Below are 19,692 nucleotides of genomic sequence, written 5' to 3'. Positions count from 1 at the left end.
TTTTGAATATCGGGCCCGTATTAATATTTAATGGTTTTAGGCAGTGTTTTGATAATTTTTTTTACCGGGCGTCTCATAACCTTGATGAAATCTTTTTCTACCGAAAATTACGTAAGCATACAAGAATTAGAAAGTATTGTCGGGACTGCTGGCATCTGTCGCTGGCAAGATACAGAGCCATTTTGGCAAGAACGAGTAGAAAAAGCAGTTGCCCCCGACACGAAAATAGATTGTACCGTTTACCCGAATACTCAGGAAGAACTGGCGGCTGTCATTGCTTGGGCTGGGCAAAATCGCTGTGCCGTCTTGCCCTGTGGCAGTGGCAGCAAACTTGATTGGGGCGGTTTAGTTAAATTCGACTCCGATCCCCCCCAGCCCAGGGCGGGCACGGGGGCACCGCCCCTACCAAGGGGGGAGCAAGATGTTGTCAAAGTGGGTATTTTGAAGGGGAATTTAGGGGTATCTCCTGATGCAGCGGGGCTTGTGGCTGTCAGCACTTCGCGCCTCAATCGACTTGTACAGCACGCTGTGGGCGATTTAACCGTGACTGCGGAAGCGGGGATGAAGTTTGGGGATTTGCAACAAATTTTAGCTGCAGCAGGTCAATTTTTGCCGATCGATCCAGCATATCCGCAAGAGGCAACTTTGGGCGGCATTGTCGCTACTGCTGATGCGGGTTCCTTGCGGCATCGCTATCGGGGGGTGAGAGATTTGCTATTGGGAATTACCTTTGTGCGATCGGACGGTAAAATTGCCGTAGCCGGAGGTCGAGTTGTTAAAAATGTCGCTGGCTACGACTTGATGAAACTGTTTACTGGTGCTTACGGCACATTGGGCGTCATAAGTCAAGTAACTTTCCGAGTTTATCCGCTGCCTGAATCGTCGGGAACCGTAGTGCTGACAGGGGAAGTTAATGCTTTGTCCCAAACGGCTCAAATCTTATTATCCTCTGCTTTGACACCAACAGCCGTTGATTTGCTGTCACCTGAATTAGTCGCAAAATTAGGCTTAGGAAAGGGCACGGGATTAATCGTCAGATTTCAAAGTATCGCAGAAAGTGTTAAACAACAATCAGCCCGCTTGCTGGAAGTTGGCGAAAAGTTGGGTTTGCAAGGCACTAGCTGCTGCGAAAATGATGAGCATTATTTCTGGCAAAGATTGCCAGAAATAATGTGGGATTCTGGCACAAAGTCGGCAATTATTTGCAAAATAGGAATCAGACCGTCCGAAGCTGTAACGGCCATTAACGAATTGCCGGTACAGGACGCTTGGATTCATGCAGGCAGCGGTTTGGGGGTTTTGCGGTTTGAGAATGCGACGGCGGACAGGTTGTTGCAGGTACGCAGAGGGTGCGAAGCTAAAGGCGGTTTTCTGACTGTTTTAGCAGCGCCGACCGACATCAAGCAACAGTTAGATGTTTGGGGCTATAATGGAAGTGCGATCGATTTAATGCGCCGGATTAAACAGCAGTTTGACCCGGAAAATCTCTTGAGTCCCCATCGTTTTATAAGCGGTATTTAGTTTAAACTTTGTAGTCAGGACTTCAGTTTTTTTTAATTCCTAGTCTGAATTATTGGTGTACCAGATTTTTTTTTAACGAACCCCGAAGGCGCGTTAGCGAAGCGGCGCGTTAGCGCTAGACCGCGAAGGAAGAGAAAAGAAGAGAAGTTTTTGTTGGGACGTTTAGGACGTTCTTAATTGCACTTTATCCATACGGTCGATTGCTTCTGAATTCTCTCCTAGATAACTAATTTTTTTTCTTCTTCCTTCTTCCTTCTTCCTGACATCTGTTACATCCGTTACATCCGTTACAGAATCCGTTGCCGAACTTCCTTGTTCCTTCTTTCTGCCATATATGCAAACTTCAGAAAAATCTCAAGTTCCCAGCGACGATTTAAGACCTGCCAAAGAAAGCAATTTTCTAGCAAAAAATCCCCACTTAGAAACCCTCGAAATCCCAGGTTTCGATGCCAACAATCCGCCTGACCCAAAATTAATCGATACTTGCGTACACTGCGGATTTTGCTTGTCAACTTGTCCGAGTTATCGCGTACTCGGCAAAGAAATGGATTCGCCCAGAGGCCGTATTTATTTAATGGATGCAATTAACGAAGGCGACGCACCTTTAAATGAAGCAACCTCACAGCATTTCGATACTTGTTTGGGCTGTTTGGCCTGCGTTACCACTTGCCCTTCTGGAGTTCAATACGACAAATTAATTTCCGCAACTCGCCACCAAGTTACTAGAAATCAGGAACGCACTTTTTCCGACAACGTAATTCGCACTCTGATTTTTAATCTTTTCCCTTATCCTCACAGATTGCGACCTTTGCTTGTACCACTGTTTATTTATCAAAAATTAGGACTGCCAAAACTTGTCCGCAAAACAGGTTTGCTGAAAAAAGTATTTCCTCGCTTGGCGGCGATGGAATCAATTTTGCCGAAAGTTACTGTCGATTCTTTCCGGGATAATTTACCAGAGGTAATTCCGGCACAAGGGGAGAAACGCTATCGAGTCGGCGTGATTTTAGGCTGCGTGCAGCGGCTGTTATTTTCGCCGGTTAATGAGGCTACTGTGCGAGTTTTAACGGCTAACGGTTGCGAGGTTGTGGTTCCTAAAAGTCAGGGATGCTGTGCTGCTTTGCCGGAACACCAAGGCCAAGCAGAACAGGCGAAAGCTTTGGCGAGACAAATGATTGATAGCTTTGAAAATACTGGTGTTGATTTTGTGATTATCAACGCTGCTGGGTGCGGCCATACTTTGAAAGAATACGGTCACATTTTAGCAGATGACCCGCAATATCGGGAGAAAGCTGAGAAATTTGCTGCTAATGTTAAGGACGTGCAAGAGTTTTTGGCAAGTGCGGGAATTACGGCGAAACTCAATCCTTTGATTGAGGGAGATTTGACAATTGTGTATCAGGATGCTTGTCATTTGTTGCACGGGCAAAAGATTAGTTTGCAGCCGCGTCAGTTACTGCAACAAATTCCGGGGGTGAAGTTAAAAGAACCTGTGGATGCGGCTTTGTGCTGCGGGAGTGCGGGGGTTTACAATATGCTTCAGCCGGAGATTGCTGATGAATTGGGAGTGCAAAAGGTGGAGAATTTGCTGAATACTGGGGCGGAGTTGATTGCTTCTTCTAATCCGGGTTGTTCTTTGCAAATTAAGAAGCATTTGGAGTTGCAGGGAAAGAAAGTTACTTTGATGCACCCAATTGAGCTTTTGGATTATTCGATTCGCGGGGTGAAGTTGCTGAGGAAGTAGTTTTGTAGGGCGGGCGGTGTCTGCCCTATTTTCGATGTGCTTTTTTGTGAATGAGATTTTTTACCGCAGAGGGCGCAGAGGAGCGTCGGGTGAAGAGTGGCAAATTTATCGCCCTGATGGCGAACCGTTTACAAGTTATGAGGAGGTTTCTCGCAGCTTGGAACAAGACCAACAGCGGGCAGAACAAGAACGACTACGGGCAGAACAAGCCGAACAGCGGGCTGCTTTACTGGCAGAAAGACTGCGAGCGATGGGAATTGACCCGGAACAATTGTAAACTAGATGGGGGAAAAGACCGATCGCACTTTTAAATTTTAGCAAAAGTGCGATCGGCATAATAACTAATAACTAATGACTGATGACTATTTCCCCTCTTCTAACCTCAAAAAATGCACCTGTCCCGAAGCTTCCGCCACTACGATTGTCACCCCATCTGGTGCAATAGCGCAAGCTTTCAAAGCACTATCTCCCCTGAAACTAGCAATTACTTCTCGACTTAACAAATCCCAAACTTTGAGAGTATTATCGTCCGAAACAGAAATTGCCTTTGTTCCCATAGTCGCCACAGATGTTACCGCATCAGCATGACCTACCAAAGTAAAAACTTCTTTTCTACTTGACAAATCCCAAACTTTCAAATTGTGTTCCCGCCCGCCAGAAATCGCCCATTTGCCATCCGCCGTAACTGCCACAGCATTCACGAAACTCTCATGACCTTTGAGAGTGAAAAGTAAATTTTTGACGGCTAAATTCCATAAATTTGCCAAAATATTCTTTTCTTTTCCCAAACTCCAAATTTTCAGAGTTTGGTCGCCGGAAGCCGAAATAACCCGCTTGCTGTCGGGAGTAACTGCCACAGCTTTTATCCCGTCCTCATGACCTGAAAAAGTAAAAAGTTCCTCTCCTGTTTCTAAACTCCAAACTTTAATAGTTTTGTCTCCCGAACCGGAAATCGCCATCGTTCCGTCCGCAGTCACTGCCACAGAATTTACCCAGTCTGTATGACCAGTGAAAGTAAAGATTTCTTTTCCGGTTTCTAGATTCCAAACTTTCACAGTTTTGTCGCCGGAACCCGAAACTACTCGCTTGCTATCCGGTGTAGTTGAGATCGCTTTTACCCAATCTTTATGTCCCGAAATAGTTAAAATTTCCTGTCCGTTTTTGAGATTCCAGACTTTAATGCTGTTGTCTCCTGAACCGGAAATCGCTTTCGTACCGTCCGCCGTCACTGCTACAGCATTTACCCAGTCATCATGACCTGCAAATGATAAATTTTCTTTGCCTCTTTCTAAGTGCCAAACTTTGAGAGTTTTGTCAGAGGAACCAGAAACTATCCGCTTGCCGTCGGGGGTAACAGCCACAGCATTCACTGGGGCGATGTGATTGGTAAAAGTGAAAAGTTCTTCTTTTGTTTCCAGATTCCAAACTTTCAGCGTTTTGTCGCCGGAAGCCGAAATTACCTGTTTGCCGTCGGGACTGACTGCCACAGCTTGAACGAAACTGCTGTGTTTTCCTAAAGTGAAAAGTTGCTTTCTTTCTGACAAACTCCAGACTTGAACAGTTCCGTCGTAACTGCCGGAAATTATGAGTTCGCCGTCGGGAGTAACTGCTACACTTTTTACCCAGTCTTCATGACCCGTGAGAGTAAAAACTTCTTTTCCAGTTTCTAGGTTCCAGACTTTCATGCTGTTGTCTCCCGACCCGGAAATCAACCGTTTGCTATCAGGAGTTACGGCTACGGACTGGACAAAACTGCTGTGACCTTTGAAGTTAAAAATTACTTCTCTGCTTGTCAAATCCCAAACTTTAATACTACCATCCCAAGAACCTGAAATTACTCGCTTGCCGTCGGGAGTTACTGCTACAGCTTCTACGGCAAAAGTATCGCCTGCAAAGGTAAATATTTCTGTCCCTGTTTCTAAATCCCAAATTTTAATCGTATTGTCCCAAGAACCGGAAATTACTTTAGTGCCGTCCGGGGTGACAGCTACAGCATTGACGTAGGTAAGATGACCTTTGAGGGTGGCAAGTTCTTCTCCTGTTTCTAAGTGCCAAATTTTGAGATTGTGGTCGGAGGAGGCAGAAATTGCCCGCTTGCCGTCGGCGGTGATTGCTACAGCTTGTACCCAGTCTGTATGTCCGGTGAGGGTACGCAACAATCTCCCGCCAGGAGGGGTAAAGCTGGGCGTTAGCGGTCGCAGCCAGGGGGTTGTTTGGTGTTGTGCCTGTGCTAGCATTGCTTGAATTTCTGGACCTTCAAAGCACATCAAGCGGGCTATTAGTTGGGTGGCTAGTTGGCTTTTATCTGTGGCTAGAATGTGGGCAGACAGCCGAATTGCTTCTTGGATTAATTTGAGTTGGTCGGCTTTTTTGTCTGAGATAATATCGGGACTTGTTGCTAAATCGTAATCTTCTATTAGGGCCTGTACTCCCGATGCTGACAGCTTGGCTTTAATAAATTTGTAATCTGTTAGTAAGCTGTATAATTTTTCTGAGTCTGAATTCGCTGCTAGCTGACTGGGCAAGATTCCCAGGTAGTGCGTCTGTTCTGCGGGCTCCATTTTATCCAGCCCTTGTTTAAACTCGGTCATAAATTTACGGATGTGTTTTTTAAATGTATACGATCGCTAGCTGCACCCTACCGAAAAGCCGATCGAGAATCTTGTCTCTTAAATTTAGCATGACATATTTGAATGCTATGTGCTACGGGCTTGCTGTCCTCGGTTTGGTGATGGTTCGATGAATTGCTTGTTTTTTAGTCGGAGTCTGCTTTGAGAATTTTCAAGCAGTGCGATTACAATAAATCGTCGCTAATATAATTAAACTCAGCAACGCCCAATTTACCGATCAATTGACAAAAGCTCACATATATCGTTGCTTTTCTTAACATAGCTGGTGTTTGGGCGATGATCGATCAGCACTGTCAATCGATTTTAGATTTTAGATTTTAGATTTTAGATTGAAGCCTTGACCCCACGGATAAATTCGGGGGGCAAGTTTCTCGGAGACAAGTTTTTTATTTCTGGACGGATGAATCCGGGGGCTTATATCCTGGATGCTTTCGGTCAAAGCTAAAAAATTTCAGGTATCGTAATCCTATTTAATGTGCGAAAAAGACTTTTTATAACGAAAATATGATGGCGGATGCTCTAATTTGCTGTCAAGTCGGCCGCATCAGCGAGGCAGATGTCCCCCCTGGTTGGGTTTCGTACCAGGGCGGCATCTGCAATCTGTTTCACCCAAAGCTCTCAGAAAGCTTTGCAGGTGCGTCCCCTTCCTCTAAAATATAGAAAAGGACTTGCACTCTTAAACCGGGTTTCTAGACAAAATCATTGGTTTGACCGCTAGGTACGTAGGAAGAAACCGGGTTTCTGACTCCATAGCGCGCAAGTCACGATCGCAAATAAAGCAGTATTGACTTTAGAGACAAATTTCATGGATGTTATCGAGTTTTTCGAGTTAAGTGCAGGCAAATGGTTTTCTCAGCGTACCGTACACAATCTCAATTCTGGGGAATTGCAGGCCGGTAAATCCGACCTCAAAATAGAACTACTGACAGCTAGCGATGCAGCAGTCGTCAAACTTTGCCAACAACACTCGATTAACCCGGCTTCAACTGGGCTAAAGGGCGTTCGGATTAGTTGGGACGGTATTCCCGATCGCGACAAAGCTAAACAAATCGGTTCTACAATACTAGCGATCGTGCCAAATCCCGACAATCCAAGCGAAGGCAAAGTGTTGCAAGACAAGGGTAATAGTCGCTACGTGATGGGCGACGACGTGCTGACATTGATTACAGAATCAGACACCCTCCATGCCGAAGAAAGGCTGTGGTATCTCATGCCCAATTTGCGGCTGCGGACTAGCTTTGTTAAGCAAGCTAACGGTACTGAACAAGCTTCTTTTTGTTCGGAAATTCGGATGGGAGTAAGTGCCCCAAGTGAAAAGTGAAAAATAACTATCTATAGCGGTTCTTAAGCGTTGTGAGGTATGGGGGCGAGTCCTATGCCCAATGCCCTGTTTGGCCAATGCCCTGTTTGGCCAATGCCCAATGCTCTATGCCCTATGCCCTATGCCCTATGACCACCTCATGTTACAGAGAAAGGCTATAGTTCCCAAAGTTTACACTCTATTTCTGCTTTCTCCCTTCTTTCTTCGGCCTTCTCTGGCAATCGCTTTTAACTTGGTATGAAAATCAGTGTGTTTGACAACTGGGAATGATTTTGCCACAGGTTTGTCCGCTAATTTTTGCTCGGCTTCGGCTCGATCGGCGAGGGCGGTAACAGCCACATCTTCATATACAACAAATTCTGTATTTTCTTTTGTGCTATCGTCGGCTGCGGGCAATTTTCCTGTTTCCTCTGCCTCTGTGTTTGGGACTTCTGCATGAAATGCCACATCAAGCTGCGCCTCTGACGGCCCATCAAAATCTAAATCTGCGGCAGTTACTTCCGATTCCTGGTTTGATAAAAGTATATCTTCCTGTGGTAGTTGAGCAGCATTTTCCCCGGTTAAATTTTGAGGAAAATTATTGCATACCAAGCGTTCAAACTCGCGATTGAAATGATAGAGAGGTTGACCTATCCTATGCCACATACTCAATAGCTGTCCCACAGAAACAGCCTTGTAGCGGCCTTGATAAAGCGCTTCAACCACTGCTAAACGCAGCCAATAGCCGGGATACTTGGTCAGCCATTCACCCGCCAATTTCTCGGCTTTTTTGCCACCTAGGTCAAAACCGTAGTGAACCAGCAGAGCCGCTGCTTGTGCAGATATTGCGGTCACTTCTGTCATTTGTTGTCTATTGACTGTTGACTGTTATCTGTTGACTGTTGACTGTTGACTGTTATCTGTTGACTGTTGACTGTTGGTTCCAAATTCCCAATGACCAATGCCCAATTAGCAAATTGAATTAATCGGATAAACGCACCCCTCCTTCTACAGTTCGCGCGTCCCCGGAAAAAGGTTCGGGAGTCCCATTCCAGTTGAAGTCGCTAACTCTAAAAGTCAGGCTGCCGACTTGACGCTCAGGATTAAAACGCAAAATGATTGCGTAGCTGCGGCGACTGTATTCTAAAGTGTAATTCGTACTGATTGTTTCCCCGCTTTCTAAATTAATAGCACTTTGAAATCCAACTCGAAAGCCTCCGTAAACTTGCTGGACAAGTCCAAAAGACAGGACTCTCAAATCTACTAAGCGATCGAATAAAAACGGCGATATACCGTCCCGTCCCACCTGGGTATAAGTCACGTTAAACCCAGTGTAATCGAGGAAAGGGCGGGAGAAATGGCCGAACTGCCCTTGAATGCCGACGCTGCCGGCGAGCGAATTTTGTCTGTCGCCACTGCTGTAATAAGTGCCAACTCCCCGGAGTCCCAAGGCCAGTTGCAAAAAAGGAACCACCGGCGTCCGCGTATACCTCAAACCCTGGGTGGGAGTGCGAGGCAGCGGTTCGCCCTCCCACAGGTTGAAGCCGCGACTCAAGGCAAAGCTGAGCTGGGAACGCCCCAGATCGACGCGGTTGTTTTCCCGCACTGGTTCGAGCAAGTCTGCTTGATCGGTGTCAGCATTGATAAATTGATACCCAGCTTGGTAGCTGAGATTGATGCCCGTGCCTCCGAGTGGGATGACTGGGGAAGTCAGGACTGCCCCCAGGCTGCTCTGCACGGTTTGATAGCCCAGAGAACCGTTAAACAGTCGATCGCGATAACTGTATTCTGCTGCCAGAGTGTGAGTGCCGATCAACTGTCGCAGGCGCAAATTGCCCCTAAAGCTGTCTTCCGGCAAGTTCGGGAAATTTTCAAAACTCAGAAATATTGCCGATCCGTCCAGGCTGGTGCGCGGGCCGAGACTAGCGCCCAACCTCGCTTTCAGCCCGTAGCTATCGGGAGACAACGGATTGCCACCGTTCTCTGCCACGATCCGCTGCAGGTAAATTTGGGGTGTCAGAGTCAGCCGCACCGGCCCGTTTTGCAACACCTCAAAACCGCACTCGGCATACAAACCGCCGCGGTCCCCTCCGTCGTAGCCAAAGGTCAAACACGGGCCGTTTTGCTGCCGGCTGTCAAACACTTGCCTGCGGGGATACACGGGTATTTTCACCCGGTTGTCGAACACCAAGCGGGGTTTAGTTGTGACCAATTCCTCTGCCGTGGGCGAAATCCTTCTAATGGTCGCCGTCCGGGCCCTGTATTCAAATTCCGGCGGGGAAAACGGATCGTTAGTAAGCCGAATGTTGGTTGCTACCCTCGCGCCGTCTGGTAGCAGTTCGATGCGTTCTGCTTCAAAGCGGATGCGGTTGACGGCACCAGTAACTTGGGGGGCTGCTAGCTGTCCACCGCCACCGAGAGTCACTGTAGCAGCGCCGGGGGATTTGACTCCGCGCAGGGGCTGCTGGCTGGTAATTCGATCGCTCAGGGGCTGTTCAAGAATCGTCCCGGCACTGATATCTGTCGGCAGTGTGGGAGTCAATTCGCTACCTGCTGCGGGCAGGAATATTTCGCCCCTGGCTTGTTCGACTGCGCCGCTGTTGAGGCCAAGATTGAACTCCATCCGCTGACCGCGCACTACTTGTTGGCCGCGGGTATAGGCGACATTGCCGGATGCTACCACTTGGCGGGTGACTAAGTTGACGATCGCTCGATCGGCATCAATCACAGTTTGCCGGAACCGCACAACGACATTACCAACCGCCGTGACAATTTGCTGCTTGTCGTCGAATTCTTGGCTGTCAGCCTTAACTTCGATAGTATCAGCCGGGCTCACCGGAAAAGGCACCGTCCGCTGAGAAGGGGCGGTGCGGACTCCCGGCGGCGTGGCTGGTTTAGGTTTCGGTGTCGGGGCAGCGGGGGTTCTGGGTGCGGGGGCAGTTCCTGGTGTGGGAATGTCGAACTGCTGTTGCCCGCTGGGTGCTGTTTCTAGCGCGGGTTCTGGAATGGGAATCTCCGCAGGTTCGGGAGAGTTATCTTCTAACTGCCGGCCTTGGGCCTGATACCAACTTTCCTGCTTTCGGACAACATTCCCATCCTGTTGTTTCTGCGCCTCTGCGCTTCGTTTTCGATTGCGAATGGCAATGGCATTTTCTACCGAACCCAATGGGTAAGCCGTAAACGAGGAATCTTTCGGAGTTTCCGCAGTTTCGGGTTCTCTCACAGGGGCCTGACGCTGAAATCCCACCACTGCCTCGCCGCTTTCCACAGCAGCTAAGGGGTCGGCGATTTCTGGAAGCTGGTCGGTGGCTGGGGTGGTGCCCCGGAGTGTGGCTGCGGGTTCTTCTGGGGCCGGCGTGGGTTCTGGCTGAACGATATCTGGGCTTGGTTCCGGTATTTCTGCGGGGTTGCGGAGGGTGTCTCCATCGCCGGCCGCGACAGTGAGGGCGACTTTTTTTGGCTTTGCGATGTAGATGATGCCAGGGGGTTCTGGCGGCGGTACCGGATAGGGCATAGTTACAACAGGTAAGTCATCCGATTTTAGATTTTAGATTTTAGATTTTATAGGGTGCAAATTATTGAAAATTTTGCATCGAGAAGGCAACTGTTTAAACATTAATCTGATATCTAAAATTCCCCGTGGCTTTGGCGCGCGGGAATAGGGCTGCTTTCAGAAGTTGCTTTCGCCATAAGATAACCTCGCTGGCGGTGCGAGGTCAAGTTTTGTCCGACTAATTTTTGCGGGTTTGTCGGCTGTTGCAGGGGCTGCGGTGGCGCGCCCCTACTCTGCGGGCGAGATAACTTGTTTATTCCATGTCTCTGCGGTTGGGGTTCCGGGCTGGGTCATTGGACAAAAATCCAAATACAAACAGGGAAACAAAAAATAGGACAACTACATTAACTACGATTTTGAGGGTTAGCACTGTGGGAGTCTCCAAAGATGGCATAATACTGAGCTGATTTGCTGCTGTTGCCGCAACTTTTTTATCATAAGCTAAAGATTAGTCAATTTTATCTTTGCTTTTGAGGATTTTGGGCAAGTTGATTTTTGCCCAATTCCAGAGTTGCTCGGCGATGTTTTCTAGCCGCAGCATAACTCGATCGAGCCATTCGAGCACTTGTTCTAGGGGGTGCTTAATGTATCCCATCGATTCTGCTTTTGTTTCTAAGTAGTCGTCTTCTGCTGGGACGCCTGCGCTGGGATTTTTGGCTTCTGCTGTGGCGGGGGTTGCGGCGGTGTATCTGCTAGTTTGGGCGGTGATTGCTGGAGAGTGGTTGTTTTGTCGGGTGTTCGGGTTTGTGTTTTTTGGCACTTCGGTTTCCTGTGCGCGCCCTGGGGTTGATTCTGCTGCGAGTGCAGAGCTATTTTTTTGAGTAACTGCTAAATCAGATAAATCAGATGCTGTTTGGGGTTGACTTGTTGGGCTTTTTGTCAGCAAGCTCTGTTTTAGCTGCCCCAGCAGGCGGTGAAGTGCTTCGGGGTACGGGGATATTGAGACTGCGGTCGATCGACCTTCTGACAATTCTCCTAATTCTGCAATTTCTTGCTTGACTTTTAGACTGCTTTGTGATATTAAGGGCGCGGAACTTTCCTCTATTAAATGCTGCGGTGCTGGTTCCCCAAATAAGTCTTGCCAATTCAGCCACGGTTGATCGACCTCTGGGCTTATTTGCGTGTTTTCTTGTTCTTGTCGCTGTTTCAAATAATACTGAATAGCGACGGATTTCTCCGTATTATCACTTGCTGCCGTTTCTTTGCCCAGGAGGTGATCTACTGACGACCAAATAACTTGTTCGATGTTTCGAGCGTATTTTTCGAGGATGTCGCGGGCGGACAAATCTAAATTGGTTTCGGTGCCGGATGTGTCAATTTTGACTCCGGGGTTTTCTGTGGGTGCGGGGGTTGTTTTTACCGAGGGGGGGAGGGTAAATTCTTCGAGGTTGACGGCGGCGCGATCGAGTAATGTAACAAAGGAGAGAGGACTAGCGGGTCGATCAAACTTGCTGTTAAAATTAGTTTCTAGTTTTGGGGTATTGTGGTCGATCGAATTTGATGCCGCAATTGACTGCTGTGCGGTTTTTGCTTCGATCTGCGCGCGGGCTTTTTGGACTAGGATGGCATTGCGGTCGATCGATTTTTTAACTGCGAGGATTGATTCTCCAAACTGATTTCTTTTGAGAGCAACCGGACTCGTCTGAAGCCATGCCATCAATTCCCAAAAACGACGCATCGGTGGCAACTGCGCTTTTTTGGCAGCCGACTCCAAACCAAGATTAAATTTTAATTCTTTTTGGGTAATTTCCCGCCGTTCGGGCCCACAGTTTGCTACTTCCCAAGTTATGCGACCTTCGAGCAGTTCTTGCTGTTCGGGTGTCAAAATATCTAATATCTGATTTTCTTTTCCGACTAATACTAAAGTGCGGGCTGGGATAAAACTGGCGATTCCCTCAACTTTTGGTTGCGGTTTTAATTCAGTTTTAGCAAGCGGATGTTCTAAGACGGAAGTGGTTTGATGCTTTGTGATTTGTCCCTTAAAAGTGATTGCAGGAGGTAAATCGCTAGCAGGATTTCCCTGATTAATTAACAGCGGGAAGCTGGCTAAAGTTTTCGCGGTTTGCGACGAGGTTAGTAAATTTTCGGCTAGGTGCAAAATTTCCGCGATCGAACTTTCGTCGGAAACTTCCCCCTGATACCAATTTTGTGGCAAATCGGGGTTTTCATCGCCGCCAAATTCTTGCAGTTCCGGTAAATCTACTTTTTGACTTGATTCCCGCAACTGTCGGCCCAGCATTCGAGAACTTTGCACAAGCAAATAAGCTGGATAAAGCAGAATTTGGGTAGCCGTGAGAGTTGTTTCTTTAATTTGACGCCAAGTTCGGTCGCAATTGTCAGCGATTTGGCGGGACTGTTTCGATATAAAATTTAATAGTCGGCTTTGGTAGGGGCCGTAGTAACCGTTGGACATAAGTTTTATTCTTGAATTCAGATTTTTGATTCGCGCCGGAATTGCTGAATATTGCTGTAAAATCAAAGCGAGATCTTAATCGCAGCTTCAAACCCTCTGAAACCTTTATTTCTTCGCGTCCTTTGCGTCGGGGCGGTTCAATCCGATTTTTGATTAATACACAATTCCTAGTTTAGCTAAATATGAGCGCTTCTGTGTCACCTACTAGCAACAATATTTCTGCCACTGTCGAAAAGTTGCGCCGCCTCAGCCAAGTGGAGGTTCAGTCTGGTTGGAGGTACTGCGATTCTGACTCTGCTGTCTCTTCAGTAAATATTTGTAACAAGCCGATTGCCGAACTTAACGGCAAAGGACATATTGCTTGGCCGTCGGGGAAGCAAGTTTTGTATTTGGGTCAGCAATTTGTAATTCCTGACAATTTGCACGGCTATCCTGTCGTTGGTTTGCGGTTGCTACTGGGCTTGACTTGGTGGGCGGAAGATGCTCAAATTTTTGTCAACGGCGAGTTAGTCGGACAGGGAGATTTATTTGATTTTGCCGATCGAGTTTTGTTGAGTTCGTCGGCCAATCCCGGAGATGAATTTTTAGTTATTTTGCGGTTGGTAAGTCCGGGTCACGATAAAGGTGCTTTAGTGCGATCGATTTGTTTGTACGAAGCTACTGACTCTTCTTGTTTCGATCCGGGTTTTGTGGCTGCCGAATTAGAGATTTTGCAGAATTCGCTAAGTCGAAATTTAGAAAATGTAAATTCCCAATACCTTTCCACTGAGACAATAGCAAATCGCCCCGGGTTTGTCAAGGGGGAAACGCTGAAATCTGAGATTGATTTGGCGATGGATTTGATTGATTGGTCGGCGGTGGGCGATCGCGAAAAGTTCGATCGCTCGTTGTCTGTTTTGCGGCACAATTTACTGGGATATCTGCGGGCTTTTTCTGGGGATTTAGATGAGGGAACCGCAGAGGGCGCAGAGGGCGCAGAGGGAGGAAGAAGAGAGGAAGTTTCGGAGGTTGGAGAAAAGGGCAATGCTACATCTATATATATAGGAGAAATTGGCGAGCTGACATCTATATATACAGGTAAAATCTATTTGGTCGGTCATGCTCATTTAGACTTAGCTTGGCTGTGGCCTGTCCCGGAAACTTGGCAAGCGGCCCAGCGAACTTTTGAGTCGGTATTGAAATTGCAATCGGAGTTTCCCGATTTGATTTTCTGCCATTCAACTCCGGCGCTTTATGCTTGGATGGAAGAACATCGCCCGGACTTATTTGTTGCGATTAAAAAACAGGTGGCGGCGGGTTGTTGGGAAGTTGTCGGCGGGATGTGGGTAGAACCGGATTTAAACTTGATTTCCGCTGAATCAATGGTGCGACAAGTTTTTTACGGACAGCGTTACGCAAAAGAAAAATTTGGGGAATTGATGCGGGTGGCTTGGCTACCGGATACTTTCGGTTTTGGTTGGCAATTACCTCAGATTTTGCGGCAAGGTGGAGTTGATTATTTTGTGACGCAAAAGTTGCGTTGGAACGATACAACGGAATTTCCCCACGGTACATTTTGGTGGGAAGGATTGGACGGTACGAAAATATTTAGCATGATGTCTGCTCCCATTGGCGAAAGTATAGAATCTGTGAAAATGGCAAGTTATGCTTTTGACTGGCAAGTTAAGACTGGTTTGCAAGATGCTCTTTGGTTGCCTGGGGTTGGCGACCACGGCGGTGGCCCGACTCGTGATATGTTGGAGGTGGTGAAACGCTGGAAAATGTCGCCTTTTTTCCCAAGGTTGGAGTTTGCAAAAGCGGTTGATTATTTGTCTTTGATTGAGAGTCAGTTTTTGCCTGAAGTTACGGAAAGTTCGCAGGAAAGCGATGTTGCAAAACTGGATAATCAGGAGATTTTGGGGGCGCGAGAATTGTCAAACTGGTCGGCAATTGCCGCAACTAAGTCCGAAAGCGATGTTTCAGAATCGGACAATCAGGAAAATTTGCTCGTTGTCGAAACAGTCGGGAATTTGGGGGCGCGAGAATTGTCAAACTTATCGCCAATTTCGGATGCAAATCATTCCATCTCACAACTCAAAACTCTTCCCATTTGGAAAGACGAACTTTACTTAGAATTCCACCGGGGTTGCTACACGACTCACGCCGACCAAAAACGCCAAAACCGCCGCTGCGAAGAATTGCTCTACCAAGCGGAGTTGCTGTCTTCGCTGGCAACGATTTGTACTGGTGCGGTTTATCCGAAATCAGAATTAGAATCTGCTGGGAAACAAATTTTGTTTAACCAGTTTCACGATATTTTGCCCGGTTCTGCGATCGCCCAAGTCTACGCGGATGCTAATATAGCCTTTGCTGAGGTCGATCGCACTTGTCGCGAAATCCTGTTAAAATCTTTGGATGCAATCTCGGCTCAAATTTCTCTGCCGCATCCTCCGCAGCCCGATGCTCAACCGATTTTAATTTTCAATACTCTCAATTGGTCGCGCTCTGAGGTTGTCGCCGTACCGCTTCCCGATGCCGCTGATTCAGCTTGGCAAATTTACGACTTGTCCCGACAGCGACTGGCTTCGCAGATTGTCAGGGGCGATCGACTCGAATCGCAATCTAAACTATTATTCTGGGCAAATAATCTCCCTGCCGTTGGCTACCAGGTGTTTTGGCTGTGTCGCGAAGACGCTCAAACTGTGGATAATGCGTCCGCGAGTCCAGAAACCGAAAAAAAGACAGAGTTATCAAAACTTACATACTGTATAGCACAAAAAAACACAGTTAGTCAAGAAACGCCTTTTGCAGCCGCACAAATGGTTTTAGAAAATGAATTTATTCGGGCAACAGTAGACGGCAAAACTGGGGATTTATCCAGCATTTGGGATAAAGTAAATAACCGAGAAGTCCTGAATGCAGCAGGTGGCAATCAACTGCAAGCATTTCAAGACAGCGGCCAATATTGGGATGCTTGGAACATAGACCCAAATTATGAAAAACATCAGTTACCCGCGCCGACACTTAAAGAGATTGCTTGGGTAGAGCAGGGAGAAATACGGCAGAGTTTGCGCGTAGTCCGACAAATTGGCAAATCGGAGTTTTGCCAAGATTATATAGTAGAAATAGGTTCGCCGCTGCTGAAAATCAAGACAGTTGCAGATTGGCAAGAAACTCACGTTTTAGTAAAAGCAGCCTTTGGGTTAAATGTAGAAGCAGATTTTGCAACTTGCGAAATTCCCGGTGGTGCGATCGCACGCACAACCAAGCCGCAAACACCCGCCGAAAAAGCCAAATGGGAAGTGCCGATTTTGCGCTGGACTGATATCAGCAATGACGGTTTTGGAGTCAGTTTGCTCAATGATTGCAAATACGGTTGCGACCTTCAACCGAATCGCATTCGGCTGACTTTGCTTCGGGGTTCGACTTGGCCGGATGAACACGCAGATGTAGGAGTTTCCGAATTTACTTGTGCAGTCTATACCCACGGTGGAAATTGGCAACAGGCCGGCACAGTTAGGCGCGGCTACGAGTTGAATTTACCACTGCTAGTAAAGGTGTTCCCACAGTTGGGAGAAAATCGAAACAAGAATTTACCCCCAATTGGCAAGTTTTTGGATTTGTCGGCGGACAATTTAGTTTTGATGGCTTTCAAACAGTCGGAAGACGATTCTAATGTGTGGATTTTGCGGTGTTGCGAATCCGAGGGGAAAGAGGCTGTGTTAAAATTCAATAGTGATTTGGGATTAGAGATTGTAGAGCCAGTAGATTTGTTAGAACGACCTGCCAATTTGTCTGAAAAGCTGCCCGAAGGAGGAGGATTTAAGATAGAACCCTGGAAAATCGCGAGTTTTGCAGTTGTGCGCCAAACAGAGACCTAAAGACTTTATACCAAATCCGGGTTTCTTACCCCCTTTATCTCTTAGTCTGCCTTACTGCCGACTTTGTTCGTGTGGACGCGGTTTCAACCGCCGAGTCATAACAGGGATATCTAACCCCGGATTGGTATAAAACATAATTCGAGGTGACTATAATGCGCGCCTCTTTGTATTTGATCGCCAGCATACTCTACCTCATCTTTTATTTGTTTTCGTAGGTCTTCAGCTTCTTCACAAATACAAAAGTGAGACTGTTCTGCATCCCTGCAAATTTTTTCGTGTTCATCAATTTCCCAGTTGTCTATAGCATAGAAACAGCCACTAGCATCCCTACCCATTTTTTCGTAAACTGAATCATCAAAATCATAATATGTGACTGTTTTTCCGAGAGCTACACATTTCACTTTACTAGCACCTGCTTTCAGAAGTAACTCTTTGCCTGCGCGTAAAGAATTACCAGTCGTTGATACATCATCGAGCAAAAGAACATTTTTATTTTGAATCAATTCTAAATTGATTACTTTCATTGATTGAAAATGAATGTCGAGTTCCCGATTGCCTCCTGTAGATAATCGATCGATGTTTTTAACTCGTATTAAGCAAAGAGTTGCGTCAGTGATTTTTTCTGGGAGAGATTTAGCTAATTTTTGGGCTACTAGATGGATACCCGATACTTGATTACCTGACGAATGTGAAGGAACTACAGCAATGGCAAAGCTCTCATCCATCTTTAAATGCTTTTTTAGCTCCTCAAACCAGAAATCAATACTTGTTTTTTCTTTGTTTTTCAATTCAAGTATTTTTTCACTAAAGTAATCAAAACAATCATTCTCTTCGCCTTGCCACTTAAGAGGATGATAGTTCCTTAAATAATAGATATCTTTAGAATCGCTGAAGATTATCATATCTCATGACTTGGTGATATTGTTTTTGCACATTATAGCATACGGAATCGGAGGATAAAGGGGTTTTATTTCCCGGATTTTGTATTATACCGAAATCTGCGATAGGCTATAAACCTACATCTTTTTCTCTCATTTATTCTCTTCTCATCTCCCCTCTGCGCCCTCTGCGCTCTCTGCGGTTCATGGAAAACAAATCCAGTTTGCACAGCTAAAAGCCCAAAACTAAAATTTAATTGTACGAGCCTGATAGGGCAATGATTATCCTCTTTTAGTACAGCCAAAAATAAGCTATTGCCAAAGTAACGAAAGTCAGGGGCATCCCGAACCGCAAATGTTCTTTAAAAGTCAGCCGATCGCCTGATTTCCGTGCAGCAACTTCAGCTACAATCAAATTAGCCACAGAACCCAACAAAGTTAAATTCCCCGCCAGAGTAGAACCCGCCGCCAACAACAGCCAAGCTTGGGTATCTGTTTTGACAATTACCGATTGCAGAACTAACACCGCCGGTACGTTAGAAATTAAGTTAGAAAGAATTACGGTAACTCCCAACAAACTCAGCGGTGTATTAGTCAAATTAGTTAAATTGTCCAACAAACCCAGTTGTTGAGTGGCTTTAGTCACCACAAACAATCCTGCAAACATTACTAGCAAATTCCAATCGACGCCTTGCAAAATGCGATCGGACTTGACGCGCCTAGTAATTAACAATATACTGGCAGCTATCCAGGCAGATTCTGCTAAAGGTGCACCCGCTAAAAAAGCTACCAAAAGTCCTGCTGTCACCCACAAACTTTTTGCCAGTAAAGGCTTGAACAATCGATAGCGGACTTGGGGAACCTCCGGCAAAGATTTGCAAGAACGCACTTCTGGATAAAGCAACCACAGCCAAGCTACTTGAACAAGCAAACAAATTAAAGCTACTGGTGCGAGAGACCGGGCAAATTCCAAATAACTAATTCCCGAAAAAGAACCGACGAGAATATTTTGCGGGTTGCCACTCACAGTCGCCACTGAACCTAAATTAGTACCTCCGGCTAAAGCTAAAAGATAAGGGATAGGATTGAGAGACAAAGAGCGAGTTAGACTCAGCGTTAAAGGGGCCAGCAAAATAGCAGTAGTGTCGTTGAGAAAAAATGCCGATAGAATGCCGCTGCCAAAAGTAACTGCCACCATAATGCCGAAAGGAGAACGAGTAAAGCGAGTTAAAAACTCCAAAGCGAGTTGAAAAAAACCCGATGCTCCCAAAGCCGAATTAACGACCATCATTCCCAGCAAAAAAAACGATCGTATTTGGGTCGATCGCCTCCCAAGCAGTTTTGAGGTTAAGTATTCCCAAAGCTACCGCAAAACCTGACCCGACAATTGCAACCGCCGCCCGGTTCATCCGCAGCCCCGGCAAATATCCCAAACCGAATCCCAAGTAGGTCAGTCCCAATACTAGGTATTTGAGTGTTATCATATATACTTAAAATCCTTGATTGCCGCTTTTTTCCATTGTCTGGGATGCTAAAAGTACAGACCGGGTAATTGCAGCTAAATCTGCTGGCATTGCAACTAGCGCTAAATATCGCCCTGGAAAATAGCCAGTTTTGCAGTAAATTTATCAATACCAATTGAGATACAGCGTTTCCCGCTGTTATGAGGTACAGTAGCAGCAATTAGCAAACCAATTTCTTAAATGTTTAGGGTTGATTAACTTGAGGGCAACTGCAATAATTTTATCAACCATTGATGTGGTAGTTGGAACAAAACTTCGTAAAAAAGATTT

Annotated in this window: 13 protein-coding genes; 5 read left to right on the top strand and 8 right to left on the bottom strand. The window is 46.4% G+C overall.

What is annotated here, in order from left to right:
- Positions 1-84: 84 nt before the first annotated feature.
- From QUA10_RS08305 to QUA10_RS08295, 3 genes are all read left to right on the top strand, one after another.
- Entirely contained in the window at positions 85-1,521 is a 1,437-nt protein-coding gene (locus QUA10_RS08305; RefSeq protein ID WP_333081553.1) for an FAD-binding oxidoreductase, read from the top strand.
- Positions 1,522-1,855: 334 nt separating this feature from the next.
- Entirely contained in the window at positions 1,856-3,265 is a 1,410-nt protein-coding gene (locus QUA10_RS08300) for a heterodisulfide reductase-related iron-sulfur binding cluster (protein WP_333081554.1), read from the top strand.
- Positions 3,266-3,311: 46 nt separating this feature from the next.
- On the top strand, positions 3,312-3,542 hold the full coding sequence (locus tag QUA10_RS08295) for a hypothetical protein (protein ID WP_333081556.1): 231 nt from the start codon (positions 3,312-3,314) through the stop codon (positions 3,540-3,542).
- Between the two features lie 85 nt (positions 3,543-3,627).
- Here the strand turns inward: QUA10_RS08295 and QUA10_RS08290 are convergent, their stop codons facing one another.
- Entirely contained in the window at positions 3,628-5,868 is a 2,241-nt protein-coding gene (locus tag QUA10_RS08290) for a beta-propeller domain-containing protein (RefSeq protein WP_333081568.1), read from the bottom strand.
- 832 nt (positions 5,869-6,700) lie between these two features.
- Here QUA10_RS08290 and QUA10_RS08285 point away from each other — a divergent pair.
- Positions 6,701-7,216 carry a phycobiliprotein lyase gene (locus tag QUA10_RS08285; protein ID WP_333081569.1) on the top strand — a complete coding sequence of 172 codons (516 nt, stop codon included), beginning with the start codon at positions 6,701-6,703 and terminating at the stop codon, positions 7,214-7,216.
- A gap of 171 nt (positions 7,217-7,387) precedes the next feature.
- Here the strand turns inward: QUA10_RS08285 and QUA10_RS08280 are convergent, their stop codons facing one another.
- The 4 genes from QUA10_RS08280 to QUA10_RS08265 form a co-directional block, all read right to left on the bottom strand.
- On the bottom strand, positions 7,388-8,059 hold the full coding sequence (locus QUA10_RS08280) for a hypothetical protein (RefSeq protein WP_333081557.1): 672 nt from the start codon (positions 8,057-8,059) through the stop codon (positions 7,388-7,390).
- A 118-nt stretch (positions 8,060-8,177) separates the two neighbouring features.
- A complete protein-coding gene (locus tag QUA10_RS08275; RefSeq protein ID WP_333081558.1) occupies positions 8,178-10,709 on the bottom strand; it encodes a DUF3769 domain-containing protein in 2,532 nt (843 codons plus the stop codon).
- 292 nt (positions 10,710-11,001) lie between these two features.
- The gene (locus tag QUA10_RS08270) at positions 11,002-11,118 is read right to left on the bottom strand and encodes a photosystem II reaction center protein I (protein ID WP_106151135.1); all 117 of its coding nucleotides are present in this window, start codon (positions 11,116-11,118) and stop codon (positions 11,002-11,004) included.
- A gap of 78 nt (positions 11,119-11,196) precedes the next feature.
- Positions 11,197-13,161, bottom strand: coding sequence for a hypothetical protein (locus QUA10_RS08265; protein WP_333081559.1), 1,965 nt, complete (start codon positions 13,159-13,161; stop codon positions 11,197-11,199).
- A 182-nt stretch (positions 13,162-13,343) separates the two neighbouring features.
- On the opposite strand from QUA10_RS08265, the gene QUA10_RS08260 reads away from it, so the two are divergent.
- The gene (locus tag QUA10_RS08260; RefSeq protein ID WP_333081560.1) at positions 13,344-17,021 is read left to right on the top strand and encodes an alpha-mannosidase; all 3,678 of its coding nucleotides are present in this window, start codon (positions 13,344-13,346) and stop codon (positions 17,019-17,021) included.
- Positions 17,022-17,131: 110 nt separating this feature from the next.
- Here the strand turns inward: QUA10_RS08260 and QUA10_RS08255 are convergent, their stop codons facing one another.
- The 3 genes from QUA10_RS08255 to QUA10_RS08245 form a co-directional block, all read right to left on the bottom strand.
- Positions 17,132-17,923, bottom strand: coding sequence for a phosphoribosyltransferase (locus tag QUA10_RS08255; protein WP_333086219.1), 792 nt, complete (start codon positions 17,921-17,923; stop codon positions 17,132-17,134).
- A 268-nt stretch (positions 17,924-18,191) separates the two neighbouring features.
- Positions 18,192-19,190, bottom strand: coding sequence for an anion transporter (locus QUA10_RS08250; protein WP_333081564.1), 999 nt, complete (start codon positions 19,188-19,190; stop codon positions 18,192-18,194).
- Entirely contained in the window at positions 19,177-19,383 is a 207-nt protein-coding gene (locus tag QUA10_RS08245; RefSeq protein ID WP_333081565.1) for a hypothetical protein, read from the bottom strand. Before QUA10_RS08245 ends, QUA10_RS08250 begins: the two co-directional genes overlap by 14 nt.
- Positions 19,384-19,692: the final 309 nt, after the last annotated feature.

Source organism: Microcoleus sp. Pol8_D6, assembly GCF_036700965.1.
Classification (GTDB): domain Bacteria; phylum Cyanobacteriota; class Cyanobacteriia; order Cyanobacteriales; family Microcoleaceae; genus Microcoleus.
Note: the sequence above shows the minus strand (reverse complement) of the source record. Positions and strands in the feature narration are given on the sequence as shown.